This is a genomic window from Streptomyces sp. NPDC046876 (genome assembly GCF_040645035.1).
Classification (GTDB): domain Bacteria; phylum Actinomycetota; class Actinomycetes; order Streptomycetales; family Streptomycetaceae; genus Streptomyces.
Window position 1 is genome coordinate 1 of sequence record NZ_JBEYXK010000050.1, and the last position, 22,017, is coordinate 22,017.

Sequence of the window (22,017 nt, forward strand, 5' to 3'; positions counted from 1 at the left end):
GGGCACCGGGCTCCGCCCGGACCCGCGCCTCAAACGCCGGCGAGGCTGGATTTGCAGGCCCCGGCTACGAAAGCCGGCGAGGCTGGATTGGCGGGGCCAAGGCCGGCGGCGTGCGGCCGGGCGAGCCCCGGGGGTCAGCCCAGGGCTCGGGCGGCCGTGCGGAGGTCGGAGACCAGGCCCTGGTAGAGGGCCTCGCGGTCCTCGGCCCTCAACACCGCCGAGGGGTGGATGGTCGCCAGGCCCTGCCCGTGCAGCGCCCCGTCGTCGAGCGTCGGCAGCGGAACCAGCAGGCCCCGCCGCTCCCCCACCCGGAAGCCGCTCCCCCACAGCGCCCGGCCCGCGGTCGCCCCGAGGGCCACCACCAGCTCGGGGTCCACCAGCCGCAGCTCGGCGGCCAGCCAGGGCCGGCAGGCCGACAGCTCGCGCAGGGTCGGCTGCTTGTGGATGCGGCGCTTGCCGCCACCGGACGGCCGGACGAACTTGAAGTGCTTGACGGCGTTCGTCACGTACGCGGCGTCGATGTCCAGGCCCGCATCGTCCAGCGCCCGGCGCAGCAGGCTGCCGGCCGGCCCGACGAAGGGCTCGCCCCGGCGGTCCTCCTGGTCACCCGGCTGCTCGCCGACCAGCATCAGCCGGGCCGAGGCGTCGCCCGCCCCGAAGACCGTTCCCGTCGTGCCCTCGTACAGCGGGCAGCCCCGGCAGTCGGCCGCGGCCCGCCGGTGCGCGGCGAGACCGCCGCGCTCCGGCAGGTAGGGACGGGCGTCGTACCCGTCGGCGGCGGCCGTGTCGCCGGCAGGTCGTGTCCCGGTGGCGCGCGGCACGGTCACACCGCCTTGCCGCGCCCGCTGATGAGGTCCCGGGCGCGGTCCACCAGGCCAAGGCCGGGGCCGAGGAGCTTGTTGGCGGGAGGTGTGGAGGGGCTGCCCGGGTGCGGCCGGGTCGGGGCGAGCTTCTTGGCGCGCCGGATGCGGTCGCCGAGGTCGTCCAGGGCCTCCTGCGGGCAGTTGTGCCGCAGGGTCGGGAAGAGGTTCTCCTCCTCGTCCTTGATGTGGGCGAGTACCTCGGTGCGCAGGTCGTTCACGCAGCCGGTGAATGCGGCTCCGGCGGGGTCCAGGTCCTCCAGCTTCTTCAGCATCTCCTCGACACGGGAGTGGTCCGCGATCTCCTTGTCGGCGATGCGGTCGCCGCCGTCCAGGTGCTCACGGACGGCCGGGTAGAGGTACTGCTCCTCCGCGACGGAGTGCCGGACGAGTTCGATGGTCAGCTGGTCGGCAAGTTCACGGCACCGGTCGGGGTCCTTCTCGGTCCCGAGGCGGGTGAAGAAGTCCTTGACCTCGTCGTGGTCGGCGGTGAGCTCGCGCACCACGTCTCCTCCGTGTCCCATGGCCTACCTCCTGGGTCTCCTGGGCTGCGGGTCCGGGCCGTCCGCCCGGACGCTCTTCACGGGCGCCTGCCCCGGGTCCCCGCCGTCATGCGCCGAAACTCCGGGCCGCCGGGATACCCGGGCACGGAACGGCGGGCACGGCGCCCCAGGGGCCGTGCCCGCCGCGACGGGTCCGCTCAGCGCTTCTTCTCGCCGATCTTCCTCATCTGGGCCGCGGTGTCGGACGCGGACTCCTCCATGCGTCCCTTGGCCTTCTCCGCCTTGCCCTTCGCTTCCATGCCCGTGTCGTCGGCCATCGAGCCGATCTCTTCCTTCGTCTTTCCCTTGGCCTGTTCGGCCTTGCCCTTCAGCTTGCCCATCGTGGCCTCCTGACGTGCGGCGTACCGATCGCCTGGCGGCTACCCCGGACGGGGGGTCCCATGCTCCGAAACCCCGACCGTGCTCACAGGCATGAGAAGCCGCGCACGTGGTAGACGCATCAAGGTCCCCCGTCCGACAGGTGCCAGGAGGTACCCATGATTATCCTGGGGCTCATTCTTCTCATCCTCGGCTTCGTCTTCGGGATCTCGATCCTCTGGACGATCGGCATAATCCTCCTCGTGATCGGCCTCATCCTGTGGGTGCTGGGCGCCGTGGGGCACGCCGTCGGAGGCCGGAAGCACTACTACTGACGAACCCGTACCGTCCCGGCTACCCGTCCGAGCCGCCGGAGGACACGCTGCAGGAGCGCAGCTCCCGAACGTGGATACCGACGCCGAGGGCGGGTAGCCGCGCATCATGAACTCCTTCCCCGACAGCACCATGGCCCTGCTGACCCGCGGCTACGCGTGGCGGCCGGGCCGCGGTCGCAGCCCCGGAGCCGACCCGGTCCGGGTGCGGCTCCTCGGCCGGCGCGCCTACGTCCTGTCCGGGCCCGACGCGGTCGGCTTCTTCTACGACGAGGAGCACATCCGGCGCCGGTCGGCCCTGCCGGGACCCGTCCTGGACACCCTGTTCGGGCGGGGCGCCGTGCACACCCTCGACGGCCCCGCGCACCGCGCCCGCAAGGCGCTGTTCACCGGCCTGCTGATGGACGAGGAGCGGGTGGCGGCCCTGACGGAGCGGGTCCTGACGCTGTGGCGGCGCGAGCTGGCCCGCTCCCGGGGGCGGGAGCTGTGCGTGTTCGACGCGGCGAGCCGGGTGCTGGCCCGCGCGGTGTGCGGCTGGGCCGGACTGTCGCTGTCCGACCGGGACGTGCGGCGCACGGCACGCGACTGCGTGGCGATGGTCGACGGCTGGGGCACCCCCGGGCCGCGGCACTGGCGGGCGCGCCGGGCGCGGCGGCGCCAGGAGAGGCTGTTCGCGCGTCTGGTCGAGCGGGCCCGGTACCAGGACGGCCCGCAGGGCGCACCCGCGTCCGTGAATCCCGCCCGAGAGCCGTCGGTGCTGGAGGCGGTGGCCCGGCACCGCGATGCCGACGGGGCCCTGCTCGACCCGCACACCGCGGCCGTCGAGCTGCTGAACGTCGTGCGGCCGACGGTTGCCGTGGCCTGGTTCGCGGCGTTCGCCGCACACGCCCTGCACCGGTGGCCCGAGCAGGCCGACGCGCTGCGCGAAAACGGCGGCGCGCGGGCCCGGGCCTTCGCCCACGAGGTCCGCCGCTTCTACCCGTTCGCGCCGTTCGTCGGCGGTGAGGCCGCCGCCGACCTGGTCCGCAACGGCGAGCGGATCCCGGCCGGGAGCCTGGTCCTGCTCGACCTGTACGGCCAGAACCACGACCCGGCGCTGTGGGACGAGCCCGGCCGCTTCGACCCGGCCCGCTTCGACGGCCGGCCGCCGGGGCCTGACGTACTGGTCCCCCAGGGCGGCGGCGATGCCCGCAGCGGGCACCGCTGTCCCGGCGAGGACATCACCGTGGCGCTGGTCGCCGCGCTGGCCGCGGACCTCGCCCGGCGCTCCTGGACCGTCCCCGAGGGGCAGGACCTGCGGATCCCGCTGCACCGGATGCCGACGCGGCCGCGCAGCGGTGTGGTCATCGTCCCCGGCCCCGGACCCGGCCCCGGCCCCTGAGCGGCACCACCGCGTCACCCACGTGAGGCACTCCATGACCCGTCGAAAGACCCGCGACCCCCGCCGCCCCGGCGTACTGCCGACGCCGGGAGGGCTGAAGCCCCCCGAGCCGCCCGGGGACCCGCTGCCCAAGGACCACACGCAGGCGATCCTGGAAACCACGAAGCAGGTGGCCGCACTGCTCAAGCGGTCCGGGCACCCCTTTCGCCCTGGCGGGCAGCGTCGCGGCCTTCGCCCACGGGCTGCCCGCCAGCTTCCAGCACGACACCGACTTCTGCGTGCGCCCCGAGGACGCCGAGGAGGCGATCAAAGCCCTCGAGGACGGCGGTATCGCCATGCGCCGCGCCCCCGAGGACTGGCTGGTCAAGGGCCGCTCGGGCGGCGAGGAGATCGACCTGATCTTCGAACTGGCCCGGCGCCCGGTCAGCACGGCGCTCCTGGAGCGCGCCACCGTCAAGCCGGTGGACTCGGTATGGATGCCGGTGCTCTCCCCCACCGACCTCATGGACGGCCGCCTCACCGCCCTGTGCGAGCACTACTGCGACTTCGGCGACCTGCTGCCGATGGCCCGGATGCTGCGCGAGCAGATCGACTGGGCGCGCCTCGACCGCGACCACCGCGACGCGCCGCTGGCCGACGCGTTCCTCCACCTGCTCGACAGGCTCCACGTCATCGACCGCCCGGACAGGACGGAGCACCACCCATGAACACGGCCGAGATCATCGAATACCGCATCGAGCACCTGCGCGACCGGCTGGCCAGCGAGGACGCCGCCGAGCTGAGCGTGCAGATCGAGATGCACGGGAGCCGGGCCGTCCTGCGCGGCTGCGTCACGGACGAGGGAACCCGCGCGGCCGTCCTGCGCCTCGCCCGCGAGGAGCTCGCCGGCTTCGACTGGTACGAGGACCTCACCGTGTGCCGGCCCCAGCCCCCCGACCACGTCGAGGAGCTGTCATGACCCGCGTCGCAGCCGTCGGAGACATCCACCTCGGCCCCGAGAGCGCCGGGACGCTGCGGCCCGCCTTCGACACCCTCGGCGAGTGCGCGGACCTGCTGCTCCTGGCCGGCGACCTGACCCGGCACGGCACCCGCGGGGAGGCCCGGGTGGTGGCGGCCGAGGTGGCCGGGCTGCCGGTGCCGGTGGTCGCGGTGCTCGGCAACCACGACTACCAGAGCGGCGAGGAGGCGGCCGTCACCGAGGAGCTGTGCGCGGCGGGCGTGCACGTCCTGGAGGGTGACGGCGTCCTCCTCGACCTCGACGGGGCGCGGGTCGGCATCGCCGGGACGAAGGGCTTCTGCGGGGGCTTCGCCGGGCGCAGCGGCAGCGAGTTCGGCGAACCGGAGATGAAGGCGTTCATCCGCTACACCCGGTCCTGTGCGGAGGGGCTCGGCCGGGCACTGGGCGGGCTGGGCGCCTCCGGCAGCACCCTGCGGATCGCGCTCACGCACTACGCGCCGGTCCCGGACACCCTCGCGGGCGAGCCGTCGGAGATCTTCCCGTTCCTCGGCAGCTACCTCCTGGCGGAGGCCATGGACGCCGAGGGCGCCGACCTGGCGGTGCACGGCCACGCCCATCTCGGGACCGAGCACGGCATGACCGGCGGCGGCATCCCGGTCCGGAACGTCGCCATGCCGGTCATCGGCCGGGCCTTCGCCGTGTACCACCTCACCCCGCGCCTGCGGCCCGCCGTGGCGGGTAGCACTGCGGGTTCCGGGTAGCCGCGGTACGTACCGCACCGAGGAAGGAGACCCGATGATGCCCGCAACCGCGCCGACCGCAGGGCGCGCGCCGAGGCCCCGGTTGTTCGCCCCGCCCGGGGTGTACCGCCCGCAGGCGGACACCCGCCTGCTGGCGGCGGCCCTGGACCGGGAGGAGCTGGCGCCCGGCACGGCCGTGATGGAGATCGGCACCGGTACCGGGGCCCTCGCCCTGCGCGCCGCGGGCCGCGGCGCCCGGGTCACCGGGGTGGACGTCTCCTGGGCGGCCGTCGTCACCGCGTACGTGAACGCGCTGCGCCGGCGGCTGCGGGTCCGGGTGCTGCACGGGGACTTCGCCGCCCGCACCCGCGGCCAGCGCTTCGACCTCGTCCTGGCCAACCCGCCCTACGTCCCCTCCCCCGAGCCCCGTACGCCGGCCCGCGGTCCCGCCCGCGCGTGGGACGCCGGCCCGACGGGGCGCCTGGTCATCGACCGGATCTGCGAGCTGGCCTCGGCGCTGCTGCGGCCCGGAGGCGTCCTCCTGCTGGTGCACTCCGGCATGTGCGGGCCGCAGACCACCGTGCGCAACCTCGAACGGGCCGGCCTCTCCGCGCGGATCGTGCAGCGCGCGGCCGTGCCGTGGGGTCCGGTGCTCCGCTCGCGCAGGGCCTGGCTGGAGAGCCGGGGGCTGGCCGAGGCGGGCGACGCCTGGGAAGAGCTGGTGATCATCCGTGCCTGCTGCCCGTGACCCCGCCCCCGGCCCGGCCCCGGACCCGTCCCGGCCGGCGCGCCGGGTCACCGTGGACCCGTACGGCCCGGTGCTCGTCGAGGGCCCGGTGGAGGTCGTGCTGGAGGACGGTACGGTCGCCCGCTCGGACCGCTTCGTGGTCGCCCTGTGCACCTGCCGCCGGAGCCGAACCCCGCCCTGGTGCGACACCAGCCACCGCCCGCGCCGCCGGGACGCCGCGGCGCCGGGCGCGCAAGCCCAGGCCCCCGCGTCCGATGCCCCGAAGCCCGACGACAGGAGTGAACCGTGACCGACCCCGGTCGCCCCGGCCTGGTCCCCGCCCGGGGCGCGCTCTCGCAGGCCCTGCTGGACGCGCTGCGCTCTGGCCGGCTGCCCGTGTGCCCCACGGCGGTCCTGACCCGTGCCGACCCCTGGGGCGAGGACGTCCAACTCGCCCTCTACCTGCTGTACGAGCTGCACTACCGCGGCCTCGACGGCGTCGACGACGAGCGGGAATGGGACCCCGACCTGCTGCGCCTGCGCCGCGACCTGGAGAACGCGGTCCTGCACGCGCTGCGGTCCGAGCTGCGGGGCGCGCCCCGCCGGGTCGAGGAGGCCTTCGGCCCCCTGCTCACCGAGCCCGTCTCACCGGTCCACAGCATCAGCCACTACCTCGAGGAGGAGGGCGAGCTCTGGCAGTTGCGCGAGTACGCCGCCCTGCGCTCCCTCTACCACCTCAAGGAGGCGGACCCCCACCTGTGGGTCGTCCCGCGCCTGTCCGGCCGCGCGAAGGCCGGCATGGTCGCCGTCGAGTACGACGAGTTCGGCGCCGGGCGCGCCGAAGCCGTCCACGCCCGCCTCTTCGCCGAGCTCATGGCCGACCTCGGCCTCGACCCCGCGTACGGCACGTACCTGGAGCACGCCCCGGCGCCCCTGCTCGCCACCGTGAACCTGATGTCCCTGCTCGGGCTGCACCGGGCCCTGCGCGGGGCTCTGGTGGGGCACTTCGCCTGCGTGGAGGTGACCTCCTCACCGGGGTCCCGCCGGATGGCCCGCGCGATGCGGCGCCTGGGCGCGGGCCCGGCCGCCGAGCACTTCTACGCCGAGCACGTCGAGGCCGACGCCGTCCACGAGCAGGTGGTGCGCCGCGAGGTCATCGGTGGGCTGCTCGCCGACGAGCCGCGGCTGGAGGCCGATGTGGCGTTCGGATGCGCGGCGACCGTCCTGCTGGAGGAGCGGCTCGCCGCACACATCGAGACGGCCTGGGCGCGGGACGCCTCCGCCCTGCGCGTGCCCCTGAGCGGGGGCTGACGGGCGCTGGTCCGACGGGGCGGGTCACAGCTCCCGCAGGGCCGGCAGCAGCTTGGACTCGGCCCACTCCAGGAAGGGCTCCTGGTGGTCGCCGCCGATCTGGACCACGGCGACGTCCGTGAATCCGGCGTCGGTGTAGCCGCGTACGGCCTCGACGACCGCGTCCACGTCGTCCCCGCAGGGGATGGCGTCCGTGAGGTCCTCGGGCCGGGTGTGCTGCGTGGCCCCGGCGAAGCCGGCCGGTCCGGGCAGCTCCGCGTTGACCTCCCAGCCGCCGGCGGCCCAGCGGAACTGGTCGTGGGCCCGAGCCAGCGCGGCGTCGCGGTCGGTGTCGTAGCAGAGGGCGAGCTGCCCCACGCAGGGCTTGCCGGAGCCGCCGTGCGCGGCGAAGGCGTCCACGAGCCCGCGGTTCGGCTCGACGGCCACGAGGAGGTCGCCGTACTGCCCGGCGAGCTCGCAGGAGCGGGGGCCGGAGGCGGCGATGCCGATCGGCGGCGGCTGCTCGGGGAGGTCCCAGAGCCGGGCGTTGTCCACGTCGAAGTGGGTGCCGTGGTGGGTGACGGTGCCGCCTTCGAAGAGGGAGCGGATGATGTCCACGGCCTCTTCGAGCATCTCCAGGCGGACGTGGGGGGCGGGCCATCCGGCGCCGACGACGTGCTCGTTGAGGTTCTCGCCGGAGCCGAGGCCCAGGCGGAAGCGCCCGCCGGACAGGAGCTGCATCGTGGCGGCCTTCTGCGCGACCACCGCGGGGTGGTAGCGGAAGGTCGGGCAGGTCACGTACGTCATGAGCGGGATCCGGTCGGTGGCCTGCGCGGCGGCGCCCAGGACGCTCCAGGCGTAGGGCGCGTGTCCCTGGGAGTCCAGCCAGGGGAAGTAGTGGTCCGAGATCACGGAGAAGTCGAACCCCGCCCGCTCCGCGCCCACCAGGTGGTCCACGAGGTCCCGGGGTCCGGCCTGCTCGGTCATCATTGTGTATCCGATGTGCACCATGCCCGGCGCCTTGCCGCTGGCGCCGGGCCGAAACCTGTGCGGGTGCGCGGCCGCGCCGCTTCAGTCTTCGCCCAGGGCCTTCTTCAGCTCGGCCTTGTTCATGTCGGAGCGGCCGTGGACGCCCCGGCGCTTGGCCTCTTCGTAGAGCTGGTCGTAGGTCGGTCCTCGGGACCCGCTGTGGGAGCGCAGTCCGCCGCGCCGGGAGGAGGACATATCCTCCAGGGACGTCTTGCTCGCGGTCTCCGACTCGCCCGCGCGGGCCCGTTCCTTGTTCACGGTGCGGGCCGCGATCTCCTTGGCCCGCTCCTCGCTCTCGCCGCGTTCCTCGGCGCTCTCCTTGATGTGCTCGTACTGGCGTTCCCTCTTGTTGCTCCAACTGCGCGGCATGGTTCCTCCCGCGAGGAGTCCGAGTGGTCGCCCGGCGCCTACCCGGCCGCCGGTCCCGCACGCGCCCCGGGGCTCCGGACTTGCCGGCGGGGGGACTGCACGGGGGCGTGCAGGGGTAAGCGCAGCAGTAGGTTCGAGGAGTGGGTCATGACCGTGCTCACGATGGGGGTGGAAGAGGAGTTCCTGCTGGTGGACGGGGTCAGCAGGCGTCCGGCGGAGTGCGCTCCCACGGTGATCGCCGCGGCTGCCGCGGAAGTCGGCCCGCAGGTGCAGGCGGAGTTCTTCACCGCCCAGGTGGAGGTGTGCACGGAGCCGGTGGCCTGCACCGAGGCGCTGCGGACCGAGCTGGTCCGGCTGCGGCGTGCGGCCGTCGCCGCAGCCGGGGAGTCCGGCTGCCGGCTGGTGGCGACGGGGACGCCCGTGGTGCCGCCGGTCCGGCCCCTGACCGTGACGGACACCGACCGATACCAGCGGATGGCCCGGAAGTTCGCCGCGTTCGTCGGCGAGTACGACGGCTTGGTCTGCGGCTGCCACGTCCACATCGGCAGCATGGACCGGGCGTGCGCCCTGGCCCTGGCGAACCACATGCGGCCCTGGCTGCCGGTCCTGCAGTCGCTCACCGGCAATTCGCCCTTCTGCCTGGGCCGGGACACCGGCTTCGAGAGCTGGCGGTTCAAGACCTTCGCCCGCTGGCCCACCGTCGGCCCGGCGCCGGTGCTGCGGGAGGCCCAGTACGAGGCCCACGTGGGCGCCCTGGTCGAGCGCCGGGTCCTGATGGACCGCCGGATGGTCTACTGGTACGCCCGCCCCTCCGAGCACGTGCCGACCCTGGAGATCCGCGTCGCCGACTCCAACGCCGACCTGGACACCGTGGTCCTCGTCGCGGCGCTGGTGCGCGGCCTCGGGCAGAGCCTGCGGGCCGAGGGGGCCGAGGACCGGCCCCCGCCTCGGGTGCCCAATCGGCGGCTGCGCTGCGCCCACGAACTCGCCGCCGCCCAGGGCCTCACCGGATGGGGGCTCGACCCGGTCAGCGGCGAACAGCTGCCCGCCGGCGTGCTGGTGGACCGGCTGGTGTCCCGCGCGGCGCCCGGGTTGGAGGCTGCCGGAGACCTCCCGCTGGTGGCCGAACTCCTGGCCCGGCTGCGCCGCAACGGCAGCGGGGCTACCCGGCAGCGGGCCGCCCTGCGCCGCCACGGCCACCTCTCCGAGGTCGTCGACGCCCTCGCCGCGGCCACCGAAGCGGTGTGAGGGCCGGACCGCCGCCCCCGGGCGCGGAGCCGCCGGGGCGGCGGCCGCGGCGTGCGCAGCTACGCCCTGCCGTGGGCGTGCGGGCTACGCCCTGCTGTGGGTGGACCTCACCTCGAAGAGCCGGGGCTGGACGTCGGTGGCGATGGCGGCGGCCTGGTCCATGTGGACGCGGGCCTCGGGGTTGGCGAGCATGGCGCGGTAGTGCCGCTCGGATTCCCACTGCGCGTAGTTGATGACGCGCTCGCCGTCCTGGCTGATGTGGAAGTTGGCGCAGATGAAGCCCGGCTGGTGCTTCATGGTCGTCTCCGTGGCGTGCGCCAGGAGCGCGACGAGCTCCTGCTGCCGCTCGGGCGCGACGGTGAACACGTTGATCAGCGTCGCGACCGGGCGGCTGGAGTCGATGGATGCAGTAACGGTCATGGAGCCATCTCTCCCCTTACCGCGGCCGCGGATACCGGGCATGCCGTGGAATCCCCCGATCCGGTGCCGCCCGCTCGGGCGCACGAGTCGGCGGAAAAGGTTCCGGATCCCGGGAACTCCCGGCCGGGGCCCGCCGACTACTGGCCCGTGGGGCGACGGCGGCGGCTGCCGGACGCCCGCGGACGACCGGAGGGTGTGGATGGGCGGGCTGGACGTGCGGATGCGGGGGGTCGCCTGCCGGCACGGTCGGGTGGAGGCGGTCGCCGACGTGGACCTGGAGATCGCCGCCGGTGAGCGGGTGGCGCTGACCGGGACCAACGGCTCGGGCAAGACCACGCTGCTGCGCGCCGTGCTCGGCCTGCACCGGCAGGTGACGGGTTCGATCCTGGTCGGCGGCCGCGACACGCGCTCCCCGGCGGAGTGGGCCTGGCGGCGGCGCGCGTGCGCCTGGATCCCGCAGAAGCCGGCCGGGGGCCGCTTCCCGCTGCTCGGTGCGGAACTGCTGGCGAGCAGCGCCGCCCCGGCGGACGCCGCCCGGGCCGCGGACCGGCTCGGGGTGGGCGCGCTGACCGGGCGGCCCCTGCACACGCTCTCCGGCGGGCAGCTGCAGCGCATGTACCTGGCCCGGGCCCTGGGCTGCGTGGCCGCCGGGGCCGAGGTGCTGCTGGCCGACGAGCCCACCGCCGCCCTCGACTTCGACGGGCAGGCCGAGGCCGCGGACGTCCTCTCCTCGCTGCCCGTGACCCTGGTGGTGGTGACCCACGACCGGGCGCTCGCGGACCGCTGCGACCGCGTCCTGGAAATGGCCGCGGGCCGCCTGCGGGAGGTCCGGTGAACCTCGCCGCGGATCCGCTGACCCTCGCCGCGGATCCGCTGACCCTGGCCACGGCCGACCTCGGCACGCTGCTCCAGCTGCTGCCCGTACAGCGCGCGGGCGCGGCCCTCCTGCTCGCCGCGATCGGCCTCCCGGTCGTCGGGGTGGTGATCGTCGGGCTCGACATCATGCCGGTGCGGTTCGCGATGATGCACGTGGCCCTGCTCGGCATCGCCGTCGGCCTGCTCACCGGGCTGGACCCGATGCTGTGCGCGCTGGTCGCCTGCGCCCTGGCCGGGGCGGGCGTGGCCCCCCTCGCCCGTACGCCGGACGGCCTGTCCGGCGCCATGGGCCTGCTGATGAGCCTGGCCATCGCGGCCGCGCTGCTCCTGCTCGCCGTGTCGGGCGTCAACGCCTCGGGGGCCTTCTCCCTGCTGTGGGGGTCGATCCTGTCCGTCGGGACCCCCGACCTCGTCGTGCTCGGCGTGCTAGCCGCCGTCGTACCGGCCCTGTTCGTCCGCAAGCGGCGCGAGATCGGCCTGCTCCTGTACGACCGTGAGCTCGCCCAGTGCTCCGGCGTTCCGGTCCGCGCCCTGACCGCGGCCCTGCTGGTGCTCGTCGCGATCGCGGTCGCCGGCGCCATCAAGCTCACCGGGGCGCTGCTCGTCGACGCCCTGACCCTGCTGCCCGCCCTCGCCGCACGCCGGCTCGGCAGCTCGCTGACCTCGATCACCCTCTGGGCGATCGGCATCGGCCTGACCGTGAACCTGACGGGGTTCCTGCTGGCCCTGTGGCTGGACTGGCCGCCCGGGCCGGTCCTCGTCCTGACGGCGGGGGCGGTCGTCCTCGGCGTCCATTTCTCATCCGAACGGAGAACCCGCCCATGGCGCGCACCCGCGTCCGCATCCCTTCCCCCCTCGCACTGAGCGCCTCCGCGGCCGCACTGGCCCTCGCGACCGGCTGCGGCAGCGGTACGGCGTCCTCGTCCTCCTCTTCCGCTGCTGCGGACGGCCCCGCGCAGGCCGGCAAGCCCAGGGTGGTCGTCACCACCACCTGGGAGGGGGCCTTCGCCCGGGCCGCCGGTGCCCGCGACGTCAAGGTCATCGTGCCGCAGTCGGTGCACCACGCCCCCGACTACGACCCGAAGCCCTCCGACCTCGCCGCCGTCGCCCAGGCCGACTTCGTGCTCTACGCGCCCTTCGAGCCGTACGCGGCGAAGATCAAGGAGGCCGCGGGTTCCAAGGCGAAGCTCGTCGAGGTCGGCCTCGACAACGACCCGGACAAGGTCAAGGCCGAGGTCGACAAGCTCGGCAGGCTCTTCGGCACGGCGGACGCCGCCACGCAGTGGAAGGCCGGCTTCGACGGCGAGTACGTACGGCTGAACCAGGAGCTCAAGGCGGCCTGGCCCGGCGGCACGAGCCCGACCGCGGTCACCCAGGTCTTCACCGCCTGGTCGGCGAAGCTCGCCGGAGCCACCCCGGTCGGCACGTACGGTCCCGAGGCCGTCACGCCGGCGCAGCTCGCCGAACTCTCGGCGAAGAAGCCGGCCCTGGTCCTGGACAACGCCCACATGTCGACCGGCACCGTCCTGCCCGACTCCGGGGCCCGGCAGGTCGCCATCGTCAACTACCCGGGTCCGGACCTGGACCTGCTGCCGGTCTACCGCAACGCGGCGGCCGAGCTGAGGAAGGCCATGGGCGCCTCCTGACCGGCGGTCGGCGGCGGCCACCGCGGTCGCCGGCGCTCCTGCAGGGGCGGGCACGCCGGGCGTGCCCGCCCCCGGGTTCCCCGCCTCAGCCGGCCTGGGCGAGGGGCGCCGGCTCCGGGTCCCCGGCCAGCCGGGCCCGCAGCGCCGCCCGGTCGGGTTTGCCGGCCGCCGTCAGCGGTATCTGCGCCACCACGAGGAGCCGTTCGGGGTGCTTGCGCCGCTCCGTGCCCCGCGCCGTCAGGTGCCGGCCGAGGGAGGCGAGCGTGGGCGCCAGCGGACCGCGGGGCACCACGCAGGCGGCCAGGCGTTCGCCCATCAGCGGGTCGGGGACGCCGACGCAGACCACGTCGCGGACCTGCGGGTGCGAGCCGAGGGCGCGTTCCACCTCGGCGGGGCTGATGTTGGCGCCGCCGCGGATGACGATGTCCTTCAGGCGGCCGACGACGTGCAGGACGCGGTCGGAGTCGAGGTAGCCGAGGTCGCCGGTGCGGACCCAGCCGTCGGCCGTGCGGTAGCGGGCGTCGAGCTCGGGGGCGCCGACGTAGCACAGCGGGGTCATGGGACCGCGCGAGACGATCTCCCCGATCTCGCCGTCCGGCAGGGCCTCGTGGCTGTCGGGATCGGTGATCCGGATCTCCGCGACCCGCGGGTCGGGGTGGCCGGCGACGACTCCGCGGCCGTAGGCGGGCGGGACCGTGTGCGCGAGCCCGGTGTGGCAGTTGACGCCGTCGGCGGAGCCGTAGAGGTTCACCACCGGGCAGCCGAACGCCTGCGCGGCTGCGGCGGCGGTCGTCTCGTCGAGCGGCGCGCCGCCGAGGACGAGGGCGGTGGGCGCCGGCAGAGGATCGCTCGTCGCGTCGAGGCGTTCGAGCATCATGCGGACCATCGTCGGTACGCCCAGGACGTGCGTCGGCTCGTGTGCGCGTACGGCCGCGAGCGCGGCGTCGGCGGTGAAGTGGTCGAGCAGGACCAGGGTTCCGCCGTGCCGGGCGAGGGTGACCGCGGTGCCGCTGGAGCCGAAGGCCGAGCCGAGCGGGACCAGGAAGAGGCAGCGCGGCGGCTTCCCGTCGGGGATGAGCGAGGCCAGGAAGTTGCCGCGGCCGCCCGCGAGCGCGTTGTGCGAGTACGCGATCATCTTGGGCTCGGCCTCGGAGCCGGAGGAGACGAGGATGCGGGCCGCGCCGTCCGGGTCGGGGCGGGCGGGTACGAAGGCCCGCGGGTCGCAGCGCATCAGCCCGGACCAGGCGACGGTCCCCTCCGGGACGGTCCCGGGACCGACGGCGACGACGTGGCGCAGGGAGGGTACGGACTGCAGGAGCGCGTGCAGGCCGGCGGCGGGCCGCTCGCCGCGGTGCTCGACCGCAGCGATCACGGCGACGGCTTCGGCGCGGCGCAGCAGGGATGCGGCTTCGAGGGCGCTGCGGCCGACGGGGAAGGGGAGGGCGACGGCGCCGAGGGCGGCCAGGGCCAGGTCGGCGATGACGGCGCTCCGGTGGCCGGGGAGTTGGACGCCGACCACGTCGCCCGGGCGGATGCCGAGCTCTGCGAGGCCGGTGGCCAGAGCGCGCACCTTGCGGTCCAGGGCGGTGTAGCAGAGCGCACCCTTGGCGTCGAGGACGGCGGTCTGGTGCGGGTCGGCGATCCGGCGGGCCCGGAAGAGGCTGTAGAGGTCGAGGTCGGGACAGGTCCCGTCAGCCGCCCAGGAGCGGCGCAGTTCGGCGGGCAGCAGATCGTGCAGGGCTACGGTCACACGAGGCTCCAGGGGTCGGGAACGGCGGGCGCACCGTGCGCGTCGCGGCTGATCGAGCCGGCGAAGCGCGGGTCGTGGTGCAGGTCGGACAGGTCGGTGGTGACCGCGGTCGCGGCGAGGCCGAGCCCCTCCAGCCGGGCCAGTGCCTCGGCGGTGGGGAGGGCGGCGAGTGCGCGGCCGGCCGCGGCAGCGCCGGCGGCGCTCGCGTCCGCGGGGGCGATCCAGCCGTCGGCCGTCGGCAGCGGTCGGCGGAAGCCGGCCGGACGGCGGGGATCCTCCCCGCGTGCGGCCCGCGCCAGGGCGGGTGCGGTGAGGGTGTCGGCCGCCCCGAGGAGGGAGGAGTCCACGCGGACGCCGCGCCCGGTGCGCTCCCTCAGCAGCAGCCCGGCGAGGACGGCTTCGGCGCCGTGCAGCCCGCCGAGGACGTCGAGGAGGGTCATCAGCGAGGGGGCCGGGGGCTCGCCCTCGGGGCGGACGGCCTCGCCGACGCCGGTGCGGGCCTGGACCATGAAGTCGGTGCCCATGGGGGCGCCGCCCAGCCGGTCGGCCCAGCCGCTGGTGTACGCGTACACCAGGGCGGGGTTGGCCCGGGCGAGGTCCTCGGCGTCGAGGCGGAGCTCGGCGGCCCTGCCCGGCGCCCAGTTGTGCAGGAAGACGTCGGCCTGCGCCGCCATGTCCCGCAGCCGGCGGCGGTCCGCCCCGGACTTGATGTCGATCTCCACGGCCTTCTTGCCCCGGTTGAGGGCGAGCCAGCGCGCGGAGACGCCGGAGCAGGCCGGGGGCATACCGCGCAGCGGGTCCCCGCCCGGCGGCTCGATCCGTACGATCTCGGCGCCCAGCAGGCCCAGCAGGTGTGCGGCCAGCGGCGCCTGGATGCGGCGGCCCGCCTCGAGCACGGTCAGGCCGGCCAGCGGCCGTGCGGGGGTGGGTCGGGGTGTGGCGGGCGCCGGGGCGGCCCCGGCCGCCGGGAGGGAGCCGGCTTCGAGCGGCCGCAGCGACCACGGGGCCGCGCCGTCGGCCTCCGCGAGCCGCTCGGCGAGGGTGTGCAGGACGCACACCTCGGCTCCCGCGAGCCCCGCGGCCTGCCGGATCCGGGCGAGGGGGTGCGCCCGGGTGGCGGTGTGGAGGGCCGGCGGGAAGGGGGCGCACGCGGTGGCGTAGCGGAACTGGAACGGCCGCCAGCCCGCCCGCATCGCGTCGGCGGGCGCGTCCAGGGCGCGCCAGAAGGCGGCCCAGGCGCCCGGGTCGAGCGTCTCCAGCTCGAAGAGGGTGCCCTCGGCCGCGGTGAAGGGCGGTCCGCCGGGGGCGAGTTCGGCCGCCTCGCCCTCGTCGGCTCCGGCCGCGGCCAGGTACTGGGACACGGCGAGCAGACCGGCCCGGTCCGCGCCGGTGGTGACCCGGGACACGGCGGCGCCGCGCGCCTGCCCGACCAGCCCGGCGAGCAGCCCCTGCACGGCCAGGACGGCGGTGGCCGTGGCCGCGTAGTCGGCGGCCAGACCGCGCGGGCTGCCGTCGCGCCGGCCGTGGACGGCCATCACGCCGGTGGCGGCCTGGACCGTGGCCTCGTCGACGAGACCGCTGCCGGGGCCGCCCCAGGTGACGCTCGCGCGGACGGGCTCGAAGCCCGCGCCGGTGAGGGTGACGGGGCCGGCGGGATCCGGCTGCCCTGCCGGATCCTCCCGGGCGCCGAGCAGCCGCAGGCGGTCGGCGACGAGACCCGCGAGCTGCGGGGGCCCCGAGGGGTCGGGGCGCGGTGCCCCGCAGCGCAGGGTGTCGAGCGGCCGGACCGTCTGCGTGCTTGCCGGGGACGCCATGCCTCTCCTCTACCGGCGGGACGGGGGCCGTCGCCGAGGTCGTACGGAAACGCGGGAACGCGTATGCGGGAACCCGGGAGCGTCCGCGCCCGACCAGTTCCACGGACAGACAGTCGGACAGGCGTTCCCAGGAGTTCCCGGCCCTTCCCGGGAGCTCGCGGGACCGCCGGAGGACTCCCATTTCGGCCTCGCCGGGAGACTCCCGGGAACAAGGAGGAACGCAGTGACGGTGGCGGAGTTGACCGGGACGGCGGAGTTGAGGGACCGGGTCGACCGGTTCGTCCGCACGCGGGTGGTCCCGTACGAGCCGGTGCTCGACGCCGGCGGCCCGGCGGCCGCGGCCGCCCTGGCCGAACTGCGCGACCGGGCCCGGGAGGAGGGGCTATGGGCCCTGCCCCTTCCGGCCGAACGGGGCGGCGGAGGGCTGTCGTTCGCCGCGTACGCGCAGCTGGCGGAGGCCGAGGGCGCCAGCGACCACGGGCCCGCCGCACTGGGCTCGGCCCCGTACCTCGACGTCACGATGCTGGAGCGGCACGCCACGGACCGCGTCCGCGAGGAGTACCTGGCGCCGCTGGTCGCCGGCACGATGCGCACCTGCTACGCGATGACCGAGCCGGACGCCCCCGGCACCGATCCCCTCTCGACCGGCACCCGGGCCGAGCTCCTGCCAGACGGCAGCTGGCGGATCACCGGCCGCAAGTGGTTCACCTCCGGCGCGGCCGCCGCCGACCTGGTGACGGTACTGGCCCGCACCGGCGGCCGGCCCGGGGACCGCGAGGGGCTCTCCCTGTTCCTCGTCCCCACCGGCGCCCCCGGCTTCCGGGTCGTCCGCGAGCTCCCGGTCCTCGGTGCGGCGGGCCAGTACGAGATCGAACTCGACCGGGTCGGCGTGCCCGGCGACCATCTGATCGGCGCCCCCGGGGAAGCCCTGTCCGTCGCGGGCGAACGGCTGGCCCTCGGCCGCACCCTGCGCTGCCTGCGCTGGCTCGGCCAGGCCCGCCGGGCCTTCGACCTGATGTGTGCGCGGGCCGCCGAGCGCCACGGCTCCCGCGGTCCGCTCGCCGAGCACCAGCTCGTCCAGCAGCACGTCTTCGACGCCCTGCTCGCCCTGCGCACCACCCGGCCCCTGGTGCACGAGGCGGTGGCGCTGATCGCCGCCGGGCAGGACGCCCGCACCGAGGTGGGGCTCGCCAAGGTGGCCGCCGCGCGCATGCTCCAGCAGGTCACCGACTCCGCCATCCAGGTCCACGGCGCGGCGGGGCTCGGCCCGGACACCCCGCTGCCGGGCCTCTTCCGCGGCGGGCGGGCCGCCCGCATCCTGGACGGCCCCGACGAACTCCACATCACCTCCGTCGCCCGCAGGGTCCTGCGCGGCTACGAGCCGGGGGCCCGGACCGGCGCTACAAGCGGGTGAGGTCGACGAGTCCGGTCAGCGACGCCAGTCCCAGGGCCAGGAAGAAGTCGCCCCAGATCAGCTCGTGCCGCACGGCCAGGCCCTTGTCGGCGTCGTAGCAGCCGTCCAGCAGCATGCCTGCCGGGCGGCGGCCGCCCGGGCCCGTCAGATGGGCCCCGGCCAGTCGGCTCAGGACCGCGGCACCCCGGCGGGAGCAGGCCGTCGACCACGCCGCGGGCACGCGGGCGAGCTTCAGCAGGGCCACCGCGCCGATCGCGGCGGCCGAGGAGTCGAGCGGGCCGTCCGGATCGTGGGCTCCGGCCGGGGGAACCAGCCGGTCCCCGCTCAACACCCCCTCCTGCGCCAGCAGTTGTCCGGCGGCGTCGATGAGCCGTTGCCGCCCGTGTACGGCGACCCGCGGGTCCAGGAGGGCGTCCGCGACCGCGAGGAGCAGCCAGGCGGAGCCGCGGCTCCATCCGGGCCGCGGCTCCTCGCACGGCTGCCAGCTTCCGTCCCAGCCGTCGAACCGCCAGGCGGGCGGCTGCCGTCGGCCCGGCCGGCCCAGGCAGAGGTCGAGGTGCCGGTGCAGATGTGCGGCCGCGACGGCCGCCCCGGCGGGGCCGGCCTCGGCCAGCAGGGGCACCGTCCCGGGTACGCCGTCCACGCGGGCCAGCATCCGGGGCCCGCCGAAGGCGTCGCCCCAGGGGACGATCCCGGTCACGGGGTCGTGGGCCGCGAGGCAGGCCTTGGCGGCCTGCGCCCGCAGTGCGGCGGCTTCGCCGTCGTCCTCGGCCAGAGCGGTCGCGTACCAGAAGATCAGGCCGCGGGTCGCGGTGTCGGCCTCCGTCCAGGGCGCGAGGCGGGCCGTGCACGCGGCGGCGGCGCGCCGGTCGGCCTCCTCCCCGGTGTGGCGGGCCCGCAGCCACAGCAGTCCGGCCCAGAAGCCGCCGGCCCACGAGCCGCGGCCGGTCGTCGTCCACGTCCCGTCCGCGGGATCGGCGTACAGCGGGAAACGGGAGCCCACCTGCGCCGCGGTCACCGCGGCCCGTTCCAGCACGGCCGCCAGGGCGCGGCCGGCCCGGTCGCCGCGGCTCACTCGCCGGCCTCCCCCTGCTCGGCGCGGCTGCGCCGGTCCCGCCGGGCCCACAGGAACGCGACCGCCGCCGCCGCGGTGAACTCCGCCGCCACCAGCAGCCACCCGGCCCCGTACCGGCCCTGCCCGGCCAGCAGCCCGAACGCGGGCGGCCCCACGGCGAATCCGGCGAAGAACCCCGCCGCGACCAGAGCCGAATCCTGCCCGGCCCGCCCCGGCGCGGCCCGCTGCAGGACCAGCACCATGGACACGGCGTTGCCGGACACGGCGAACACGCCCACCGCCACCGCCCCCGCCCACACCAGGGGTCCCGCCTGCTGCGCAGCTCCCAGCAGCACGGCCGCCCCCACGGCCCCGCAGGCGAGCCGCGCCGGGAGCCGTTCGGCGCGCCCCGGGCGGGCCGCTCCGGACCAGCCCACCCGGCCGGCGATCCCCGCCGCGCCGAGGACGGCCACGAGCGCGCCGGCCGCGGTCGGGCCGAGGCCCAGCCGCTGCACGCCGTAGAGGGCCAGGTACGTGTTGATCGACGCGATGCCGGCGCCGAGGAAGAGCGAGAAGGCGGCCAGCCAGGCCACCATGCCCCGCGCGGCGAGCACCGTCCGGGAGGGGGGCGGGGCCGGCGGCGCATCGGCCGGCAGGGACCGCAGCGCCCAGAGGGCCGCGAGCAGCGCACCGCCGGAGGCCGTCCACACCGCGGCCCGCCACCCGGCGGCGCCGGCCAGGGCCGTGAGCGGCAGCCCGGCCGCGAAGGCTCCGAGCTGCACCCCGGACTGCTTCAGGCCGGTCACCGCGCCGCGCCGGGCAGCCGGTACGGCGGCCAGGACCGCCTTGTTGGTGGCGGGGTTGGCGAGGGCCTGCGGTACGCCGCCCAGCGCGACCGCGCCGAGCAGCAGGCCGGCGCCCGGTGCTGCCCCGATGAGGGCGAGGGCGGCTGCGGAGAGGAGCAGCAGCAGGACCAGGGAGCGCCGCGGGCCGATCCGGTCCACGATCCGGCCGCCCGCCGGGGACAGGAGGGCGGCCACGGCGAAACCGGTCGTGGTCGTCAGCCCCAGCACCCCCGGCGAGACGCCCGGGTCGGCCACCAGTCGTGGCCCCAGCGCCCCGAGCAGGAACAGCTGCAGCATCGAGAACGCCATGGCGCAGGTGAGGAGCGCGGTCAGCCACCGGTCCGACCGGCCCGCCGAACGCGGCGGCGCCGCCGTCAACTGTGCTGCCACAGGGGTCTCCCTTCCCGGAGGGTGCACAACCCGCCCGACTCGCCAGTCAGTCGGACGGCCGGGCCCTGCGGTTCCCGTCTTCGGGCTGTGCCGTGCGCCACATCGCAGCAGGAGCCTGTCACGCCAAGTCGGCGAACGCTTACCGGACATGAGGACTTGTCATGAAGTGCGCACCCCCCTGCCCGGCGCGCAGACCCGGTGCGAAGATGAACGCGCCATGAAGCCGGGCCACTGTTCGAGAGCCGCACGGGCTGCGATGTTCGCAGTCGTCTGTGTGCTGCTCGCGGCCACCGGCCACCTCCTGATGTCGGGTACGGCCGTGCCCTGGTGGGCGCTGCCCCCGGCCTGGGCCGGGACCGCGGCAGCGGCCTGGGCCCTGGCGGGCCGCGAACGCGGGCTGTTCGCCGTCACCACCGCGACGGTGGCCGTACAGGCCGTCCTCCACGGTGCGTTCTCCCTGGTCCAGTCGCTGCTCCACCCGTCCCTGCGGGCCGGGACCTCCTTCGCCCGGCAGTGGGCCGCGTACCTCACCTGCGGCGCAGGCGCGGGAGCCGGGACGTCCGGCGGCGAGGCCCGGAGGATCCTCGACGGGGCGGGACTCGGCACGCTCGTGGACCGGCCGCCGCCCGGCACCACCGCCGTGGGCGCCCACGCGCACCACGCCCTGAACGACATGGCCTCCATGGGCTCCACGGCGTCCATGGCGTCCGGCCACGACACGGCCGGCATGGCCGATGCGGTGGGCATGGCCGGCATGCCGGGCCCGGCCGGTATGGCGGGCCCAACCGGTATGGCGGGGGCCATGGCCGGCATGTCGCCGACGGGGATGCTGGCCGCGCACCTGCTCGCCGCCGTGCTGTGCGGGCTCTGGCTCGCCTACGCGGAGCAGGCCGCCTTCCGCGCCCTGCGCGCCCTCGCCGGACGGCTCTGGGCGCCCCTGCGCGTGCTGTTCGGCCTCCTCGCGCCGACACCGCACCGCCCCCGCGTCCACGTCCGGCGGACCCGCCGCGACCGGACGCTGCGGACGTTCCTCCTCGTCCACGCCCTCACCTCACGGGGTCCGCCGACGGGAACCGCTGTCCTGTGACAGCCGGCTCCCCGAGCGCACGCTGACGGCTCCGCTCCGTCGCGCCTCGGGCATCGGCCATGCCCTCCGGCAGGCCGTACCCCCCTTCACCGGCCCCGCCGTACGCGGGACCGGAACTCCTTTTGCCCGTAAGGACCTTGTGGCGATGACTCCTGCCCTGCCCACCCAGCTCCGTCCTGCCGGCCGCACGCCGTCGTCCCGGCACACCCCGGACTCCGACGCGGACGTGACCCGGCTGGCCCTCGAAGCCCGCGACGGCGACCCGGCCAAGGCCGACCGCTTCGTGCGCGCACTCCACCGCGATGTGTGGCGCTACGTGGCCTACCTCAGCGCCGACCCGCAGGCCGCCGACGACCTCACCCAGGACGTCTTCCTGCGCGCGCTGGCCGCCCTGCCCCGGTTCGAGGGCCGCTCCTCGGCCCGGACCTGGCTGCTGTCGATCGCCCGCCGCACCGTGGTGGACAGCCTCCGCCACGCCGCCGCCCGCCCCCGCCTGTCGAGCCGGCACGACTGGCAGACGGCGGCGGAGCAGAGCCAGCCGTACGGCGTCCCCGGCTTCGAGGACGGCATCGCCCTGGCGGAACTCCTGGCCGGCATACCGGCCGAACGGCGGGAGGCATTCGTCCTCACGCAGTTGCTGGGTCTGAACTACGCCGAGGCGGCGACCGCGGCCGGCTGCCCGGTGGGCACCGTCCGCTCCCGCGTGGCCCGGGCCCGCCTCGCGCTCGTGGCCGTCCTGACGGCCCCCGAGCCGGATCCGGCCCCGGACGGGCCCGGCACCGGCACCCCTCCCCGGCAGGGCCGGAGCGCCGGGAGAGCACCCCGCACCTCCCGCGGACACCGCCTCGCGGCCACACCCGCCTGACTCGGCCGCGACGTCAGGGGCGGCGGTGCCGGGGCGCGCCGCCGCTCCGCCCCGTGGGATGA

25 protein-coding genes are annotated in these 22,017 nt (G+C 75.8%); 15 read left to right on the forward strand and 10 right to left on the reverse strand.

The genetic code is table 11. The features are described from left to right. Nucleotides 1–134 precede the first annotated feature (134 nt). From ABZ924_RS23825 to ABZ924_RS23835, 3 genes are all read right to left on the reverse strand, one after another. Complete coding sequence (locus tag ABZ924_RS23825; protein ID WP_361913237.1) at nucleotides 135–827, reverse strand: UdgX family uracil-DNA binding protein; 693 nt, start codon at nucleotides 825–827, stop codon at nucleotides 135–137. Then, nucleotides 824–1,384, reverse strand: a complete 561-nt coding sequence (locus tag ABZ924_RS23830) for a hemerythrin domain-containing protein (protein WP_361913240.1) — start codon at nucleotides 1,382–1,384, stop codon at nucleotides 824–826. Before ABZ924_RS23830 ends, ABZ924_RS23825 begins: the two co-directional genes overlap by 4 nt. 176 nt (nucleotides 1,385–1,560) lie before the next feature. Continuing rightward, nucleotides 1,561–1,743 (reverse strand): CsbD family protein, encoded by a 183-nt coding sequence (locus tag ABZ924_RS23835; RefSeq protein ID WP_361913243.1) that lies wholly within the window; start codon nucleotides 1,741–1,743, stop codon nucleotides 1,561–1,563. 156 nt (nucleotides 1,744–1,899) lie between these two features. On the opposite strand from ABZ924_RS23835, the gene ABZ924_RS23840 reads away from it, so the two are divergent. The 8 genes from ABZ924_RS23840 to ABZ924_RS23875 all read left to right on the forward strand — a co-directional run bounded on the left by ABZ924_RS23840 (nucleotide 1,900) and on the right by ABZ924_RS23875 (nucleotide 7,169). Next, nucleotides 1,900–2,055: a DUF6131 family protein gene (locus tag ABZ924_RS23840; protein WP_361913246.1), complete on the forward strand. Its 156-nt coding sequence runs from the start codon at nucleotides 1,900–1,902 to the stop codon at nucleotides 2,053–2,055. 106 nt (nucleotides 2,056–2,161) lie between these two features. Further along, on the forward strand, nucleotides 2,162–3,433 hold the full coding sequence (locus tag ABZ924_RS23845) for a cytochrome P450 (protein ID WP_361913249.1): 1,272 nt from the start codon (nucleotides 2,162–2,164) through the stop codon (nucleotides 3,431–3,433). Between the two features lie 278 nt (nucleotides 3,434–3,711). After that, nucleotides 3,712–4,140, forward strand: coding sequence for a hypothetical protein (locus ABZ924_RS23850; RefSeq protein ID WP_361913251.1), 429 nt, complete (start codon nucleotides 3,712–3,714; stop codon nucleotides 4,138–4,140). After that, the gene (locus tag ABZ924_RS23855) at nucleotides 4,137–4,391 is read left to right on the forward strand and encodes a hypothetical protein (protein ID WP_361913254.1); all 255 of its coding nucleotides are present in this window, start codon (nucleotides 4,137–4,139) and stop codon (nucleotides 4,389–4,391) included. The genes ABZ924_RS23850 and ABZ924_RS23855 overlap by 4 nt, the downstream gene beginning before the upstream one ends. After that, nucleotides 4,388–5,152 carry a metallophosphoesterase gene (locus tag ABZ924_RS23860; protein WP_361913257.1) on the forward strand — a complete coding sequence of 255 codons (765 nt, stop codon included), beginning with the start codon at nucleotides 4,388–4,390 and terminating at the stop codon, nucleotides 5,150–5,152. The genes ABZ924_RS23855 and ABZ924_RS23860 overlap by 4 nt, the downstream gene beginning before the upstream one ends. Nucleotides 5,153–5,186: 34 nt before the next feature. Continuing rightward, complete coding sequence (locus ABZ924_RS23865) at nucleotides 5,187–5,879, forward strand: HemK2/MTQ2 family protein methyltransferase (RefSeq protein WP_361913260.1); 693 nt, start codon at nucleotides 5,187–5,189, stop codon at nucleotides 5,877–5,879. Beyond that, the gene (locus ABZ924_RS23870; protein WP_361913263.1) at nucleotides 5,863–6,168 is read left to right on the forward strand and encodes a CDGSH iron-sulfur domain-containing protein; all 306 of its coding nucleotides are present in this window, start codon (nucleotides 5,863–5,865) and stop codon (nucleotides 6,166–6,168) included. Before ABZ924_RS23865 ends, ABZ924_RS23870 begins: the two co-directional genes overlap by 17 nt. Next, nucleotides 6,165–7,169, forward strand: a complete 1,005-nt coding sequence (locus ABZ924_RS23875) for an iron-containing redox enzyme family protein (protein WP_361913266.1) — start codon at nucleotides 6,165–6,167, stop codon at nucleotides 7,167–7,169. Before ABZ924_RS23870 ends, ABZ924_RS23875 begins: the two co-directional genes overlap by 4 nt. A gap of 24 nt (nucleotides 7,170–7,193) precedes the next feature. Here ABZ924_RS23875 and ABZ924_RS23880 read toward each other — a convergent pair whose 3' ends face one another. Together ABZ924_RS23880 and ABZ924_RS23885 are read right to left on the reverse strand one after the other, a co-directional pair. Continuing rightward, complete coding sequence (locus ABZ924_RS23880) at nucleotides 7,194–8,159, reverse strand: LLM class F420-dependent oxidoreductase (RefSeq protein ID WP_361913269.1); 966 nt, start codon at nucleotides 8,157–8,159, stop codon at nucleotides 7,194–7,196. 60 nt (nucleotides 8,160–8,219) lie between these two features. Continuing rightward, nucleotides 8,220–8,546, reverse strand: coding sequence for a plasmid stabilization protein (locus tag ABZ924_RS23885; protein ID WP_361913272.1), 327 nt, complete (start codon nucleotides 8,544–8,546; stop codon nucleotides 8,220–8,222). A gap of 147 nt (nucleotides 8,547–8,693) precedes the next feature. Between ABZ924_RS23885 and ABZ924_RS23890 the strand changes: the two genes are divergently transcribed. Continuing rightward, on the forward strand, nucleotides 8,694–9,794 hold the full coding sequence (locus tag ABZ924_RS23890) for a glutamate--cysteine ligase (RefSeq protein ID WP_361913274.1): 1,101 nt from the start codon (nucleotides 8,694–8,696) through the stop codon (nucleotides 9,792–9,794). Nucleotides 9,795–9,878: 84 nt separating this feature from the next. On the opposite strand, the gene ABZ924_RS23895 is transcribed toward ABZ924_RS23890, so the two are convergent. Next, on the reverse strand, nucleotides 9,879–10,214 hold the full coding sequence (locus ABZ924_RS23895; RefSeq protein WP_361913277.1) for an antibiotic biosynthesis monooxygenase family protein: 336 nt from the start codon (nucleotides 10,212–10,214) through the stop codon (nucleotides 9,879–9,881). A 199-nt stretch (nucleotides 10,215–10,413) separates the two neighbouring features. Here ABZ924_RS23895 and ABZ924_RS23900 point away from each other — a divergent pair, with 199 nt between their 5' ends. The 3 genes from ABZ924_RS23900 to ABZ924_RS23910 are packed head-to-tail and all read left to right on the forward strand — an operon-like array spanning nucleotide 10,414 to nucleotide 12,736. Next, complete coding sequence (locus ABZ924_RS23900) at nucleotides 10,414–11,049, forward strand: ATP-binding cassette domain-containing protein (protein WP_361913280.1); 636 nt, start codon at nucleotides 10,414–10,416, stop codon at nucleotides 11,047–11,049. Between the two features lie 38 nt (nucleotides 11,050–11,087). After that, nucleotides 11,088–11,954 (forward strand): metal ABC transporter permease, encoded by an 867-nt coding sequence (locus ABZ924_RS23905; RefSeq protein ID WP_361913371.1) that lies wholly within the window; start codon nucleotides 11,088–11,090, stop codon nucleotides 11,952–11,954. Next, nucleotides 11,912–12,736 (forward strand): zinc ABC transporter substrate-binding protein, encoded by an 825-nt coding sequence (locus ABZ924_RS23910; protein WP_361913283.1) that lies wholly within the window; start codon nucleotides 11,912–11,914, stop codon nucleotides 12,734–12,736. The genes ABZ924_RS23905 and ABZ924_RS23910 overlap by 43 nt, the downstream gene beginning before the upstream one ends. An 85-nt stretch (nucleotides 12,737–12,821) precedes the next feature. Here the strand turns inward: ABZ924_RS23910 and ABZ924_RS23915 are convergent, their stop codons facing one another. Then, nucleotides 12,822–14,486 carry a class I adenylate-forming enzyme family protein gene (locus ABZ924_RS23915; RefSeq protein ID WP_361913286.1) on the reverse strand — a complete coding sequence of 555 codons (1,665 nt, stop codon included), beginning with the start codon at nucleotides 14,484–14,486 and terminating at the stop codon, nucleotides 12,822–12,824. Then, on the reverse strand, nucleotides 14,483–16,300 hold the full coding sequence (locus ABZ924_RS23920; RefSeq protein ID WP_361913288.1) for a CoA transferase: 1,818 nt from the start codon (nucleotides 16,298–16,300) through the stop codon (nucleotides 14,483–14,485). Before ABZ924_RS23920 ends, ABZ924_RS23915 begins: the two co-directional genes overlap by 4 nt. Nucleotides 16,301–16,523: 223 nt before the next feature. On the opposite strand from ABZ924_RS23920, the gene ABZ924_RS23925 reads away from it, so the two are divergent. Further along, nucleotides 16,524–17,714 carry an acyl-CoA dehydrogenase family protein gene (locus ABZ924_RS23925; protein WP_361913291.1) on the forward strand — a complete coding sequence of 397 codons (1,191 nt, stop codon included), beginning with the start codon at nucleotides 16,524–16,526 and terminating at the stop codon, nucleotides 17,712–17,714. On the opposite strand, the gene ABZ924_RS23930 is transcribed toward ABZ924_RS23925, so the two are convergent. Together ABZ924_RS23930 and ABZ924_RS23935 are read right to left on the reverse strand one after the other, a co-directional pair. Then, nucleotides 17,701–18,789 (reverse strand): sugar ABC transporter permease, encoded by a 1,089-nt coding sequence (locus ABZ924_RS23930; RefSeq protein ID WP_361913294.1) that lies wholly within the window; start codon nucleotides 18,787–18,789, stop codon nucleotides 17,701–17,703. The two genes, ABZ924_RS23925 and ABZ924_RS23930, sit on opposite strands and share 14 nt — an antisense overlap. Further along, entirely contained in the window at nucleotides 18,786–20,003 is a 1,218-nt protein-coding gene (locus ABZ924_RS23935; RefSeq protein WP_361913297.1) for an MFS transporter, read from the reverse strand. Before ABZ924_RS23935 ends, ABZ924_RS23930 begins: the two co-directional genes overlap by 4 nt. A gap of 256 nt (nucleotides 20,004–20,259) precedes the next feature. On the opposite strand from ABZ924_RS23935, the gene ABZ924_RS23940 reads away from it, so the two are divergent. Further along, on the forward strand, nucleotides 20,260–21,090 hold the full coding sequence (locus tag ABZ924_RS23940; protein ID WP_361913299.1) for a hypothetical protein: 831 nt from the start codon (nucleotides 20,260–20,262) through the stop codon (nucleotides 21,088–21,090). 145 nt (nucleotides 21,091–21,235) lie between these two features. Next, nucleotides 21,236–21,955, forward strand: a complete 720-nt coding sequence (locus ABZ924_RS23945; RefSeq protein ID WP_361913302.1) for a sigma-70 family RNA polymerase sigma factor — start codon at nucleotides 21,236–21,238, stop codon at nucleotides 21,953–21,955. The last annotated feature ends 62 nt before the right edge of the window (nucleotides 21,956–22,017 follow it).

Bases quoted from the DNA above. Each gene is read 5' to 3' on its own strand.
- ABZ924_RS23910 (WP_361913283.1), top strand. From the start codon at position 11,912: ATGGCGCGCACCCGCGTCCGCATCCCTTCCCCCCTCGCACTGAGCGCC.
- ABZ924_RS23855 (WP_361913254.1), top strand. From the start codon at position 4,137: ATGAACACGGCCGAGATCATCGAATACCGCATCGAGCACCTGCGCGAC.
- ABZ924_RS23840 (WP_361913246.1), top strand. From the start codon at position 1,900: ATGATTATCCTGGGGCTCATTCTTCTCATCCTCGGCTTCGTCTTCGGG.
- ABZ924_RS23900 (WP_361913280.1), top strand. From the start codon at position 10,414: ATGGGCGGGCTGGACGTGCGGATGCGGGGGGTCGCCTGCCGGCACGGT.
- ABZ924_RS23860 (WP_361913257.1), top strand. From the start codon at position 4,388: ATGACCCGCGTCGCAGCCGTCGGAGACATCCACCTCGGCCCCGAGAGC.
- ABZ924_RS23845 (WP_361913249.1), top strand. From the start codon at position 2,162: ATGAACTCCTTCCCCGACAGCACCATGGCCCTGCTGACCCGCGGCTAC.
- ABZ924_RS23940 (WP_361913299.1), top strand. From the start codon at position 20,260: ATGTTCGCAGTCGTCTGTGTGCTGCTCGCGGCCACCGGCCACCTCCTG.
- ABZ924_RS23885 (WP_361913272.1), bottom strand. From the start codon at position 8,546: ATGCCGCGCAGTTGGAGCAACAAGAGGGAACGCCAGTACGAGCACATC.
- ABZ924_RS23880 (WP_361913269.1), bottom strand. From the start codon at position 8,159: ATGGTGCACATCGGATACACAATGATGACCGAGCAGGCCGGACCCCGG.
- ABZ924_RS23835 (WP_361913243.1), bottom strand. From the start codon at position 1,743: ATGGGCAAGCTGAAGGGCAAGGCCGAACAGGCCAAGGGAAAGACGAAG.
- ABZ924_RS23920 (WP_361913288.1), bottom strand. From the start codon at position 16,300: ATGGCGTCCCCGGCAAGCACGCAGACGGTCCGGCCGCTCGACACCCTG.
- ABZ924_RS23830 (WP_361913240.1), bottom strand. From the start codon at position 1,384: ATGGGACACGGAGGAGACGTGGTGCGCGAGCTCACCGCCGACCACGAC.
- ABZ924_RS23895 (WP_361913277.1), bottom strand. From the start codon at position 10,214: ATGACCGTTACTGCATCCATCGACTCCAGCCGCCCGGTCGCGACGCTG.
- ABZ924_RS23945 (WP_361913302.1), top strand. From the start codon at position 21,236: ATGACTCCTGCCCTGCCCACCCAGCTCCGTCCTGCCGGCCGCACGCCG.
- ABZ924_RS23890 (WP_361913274.1), top strand. From the start codon at position 8,694: ATGACCGTGCTCACGATGGGGGTGGAAGAGGAGTTCCTGCTGGTGGAC.
- ABZ924_RS23865 (WP_361913260.1), top strand. From the start codon at position 5,187: ATGATGCCCGCAACCGCGCCGACCGCAGGGCGCGCGCCGAGGCCCCGG.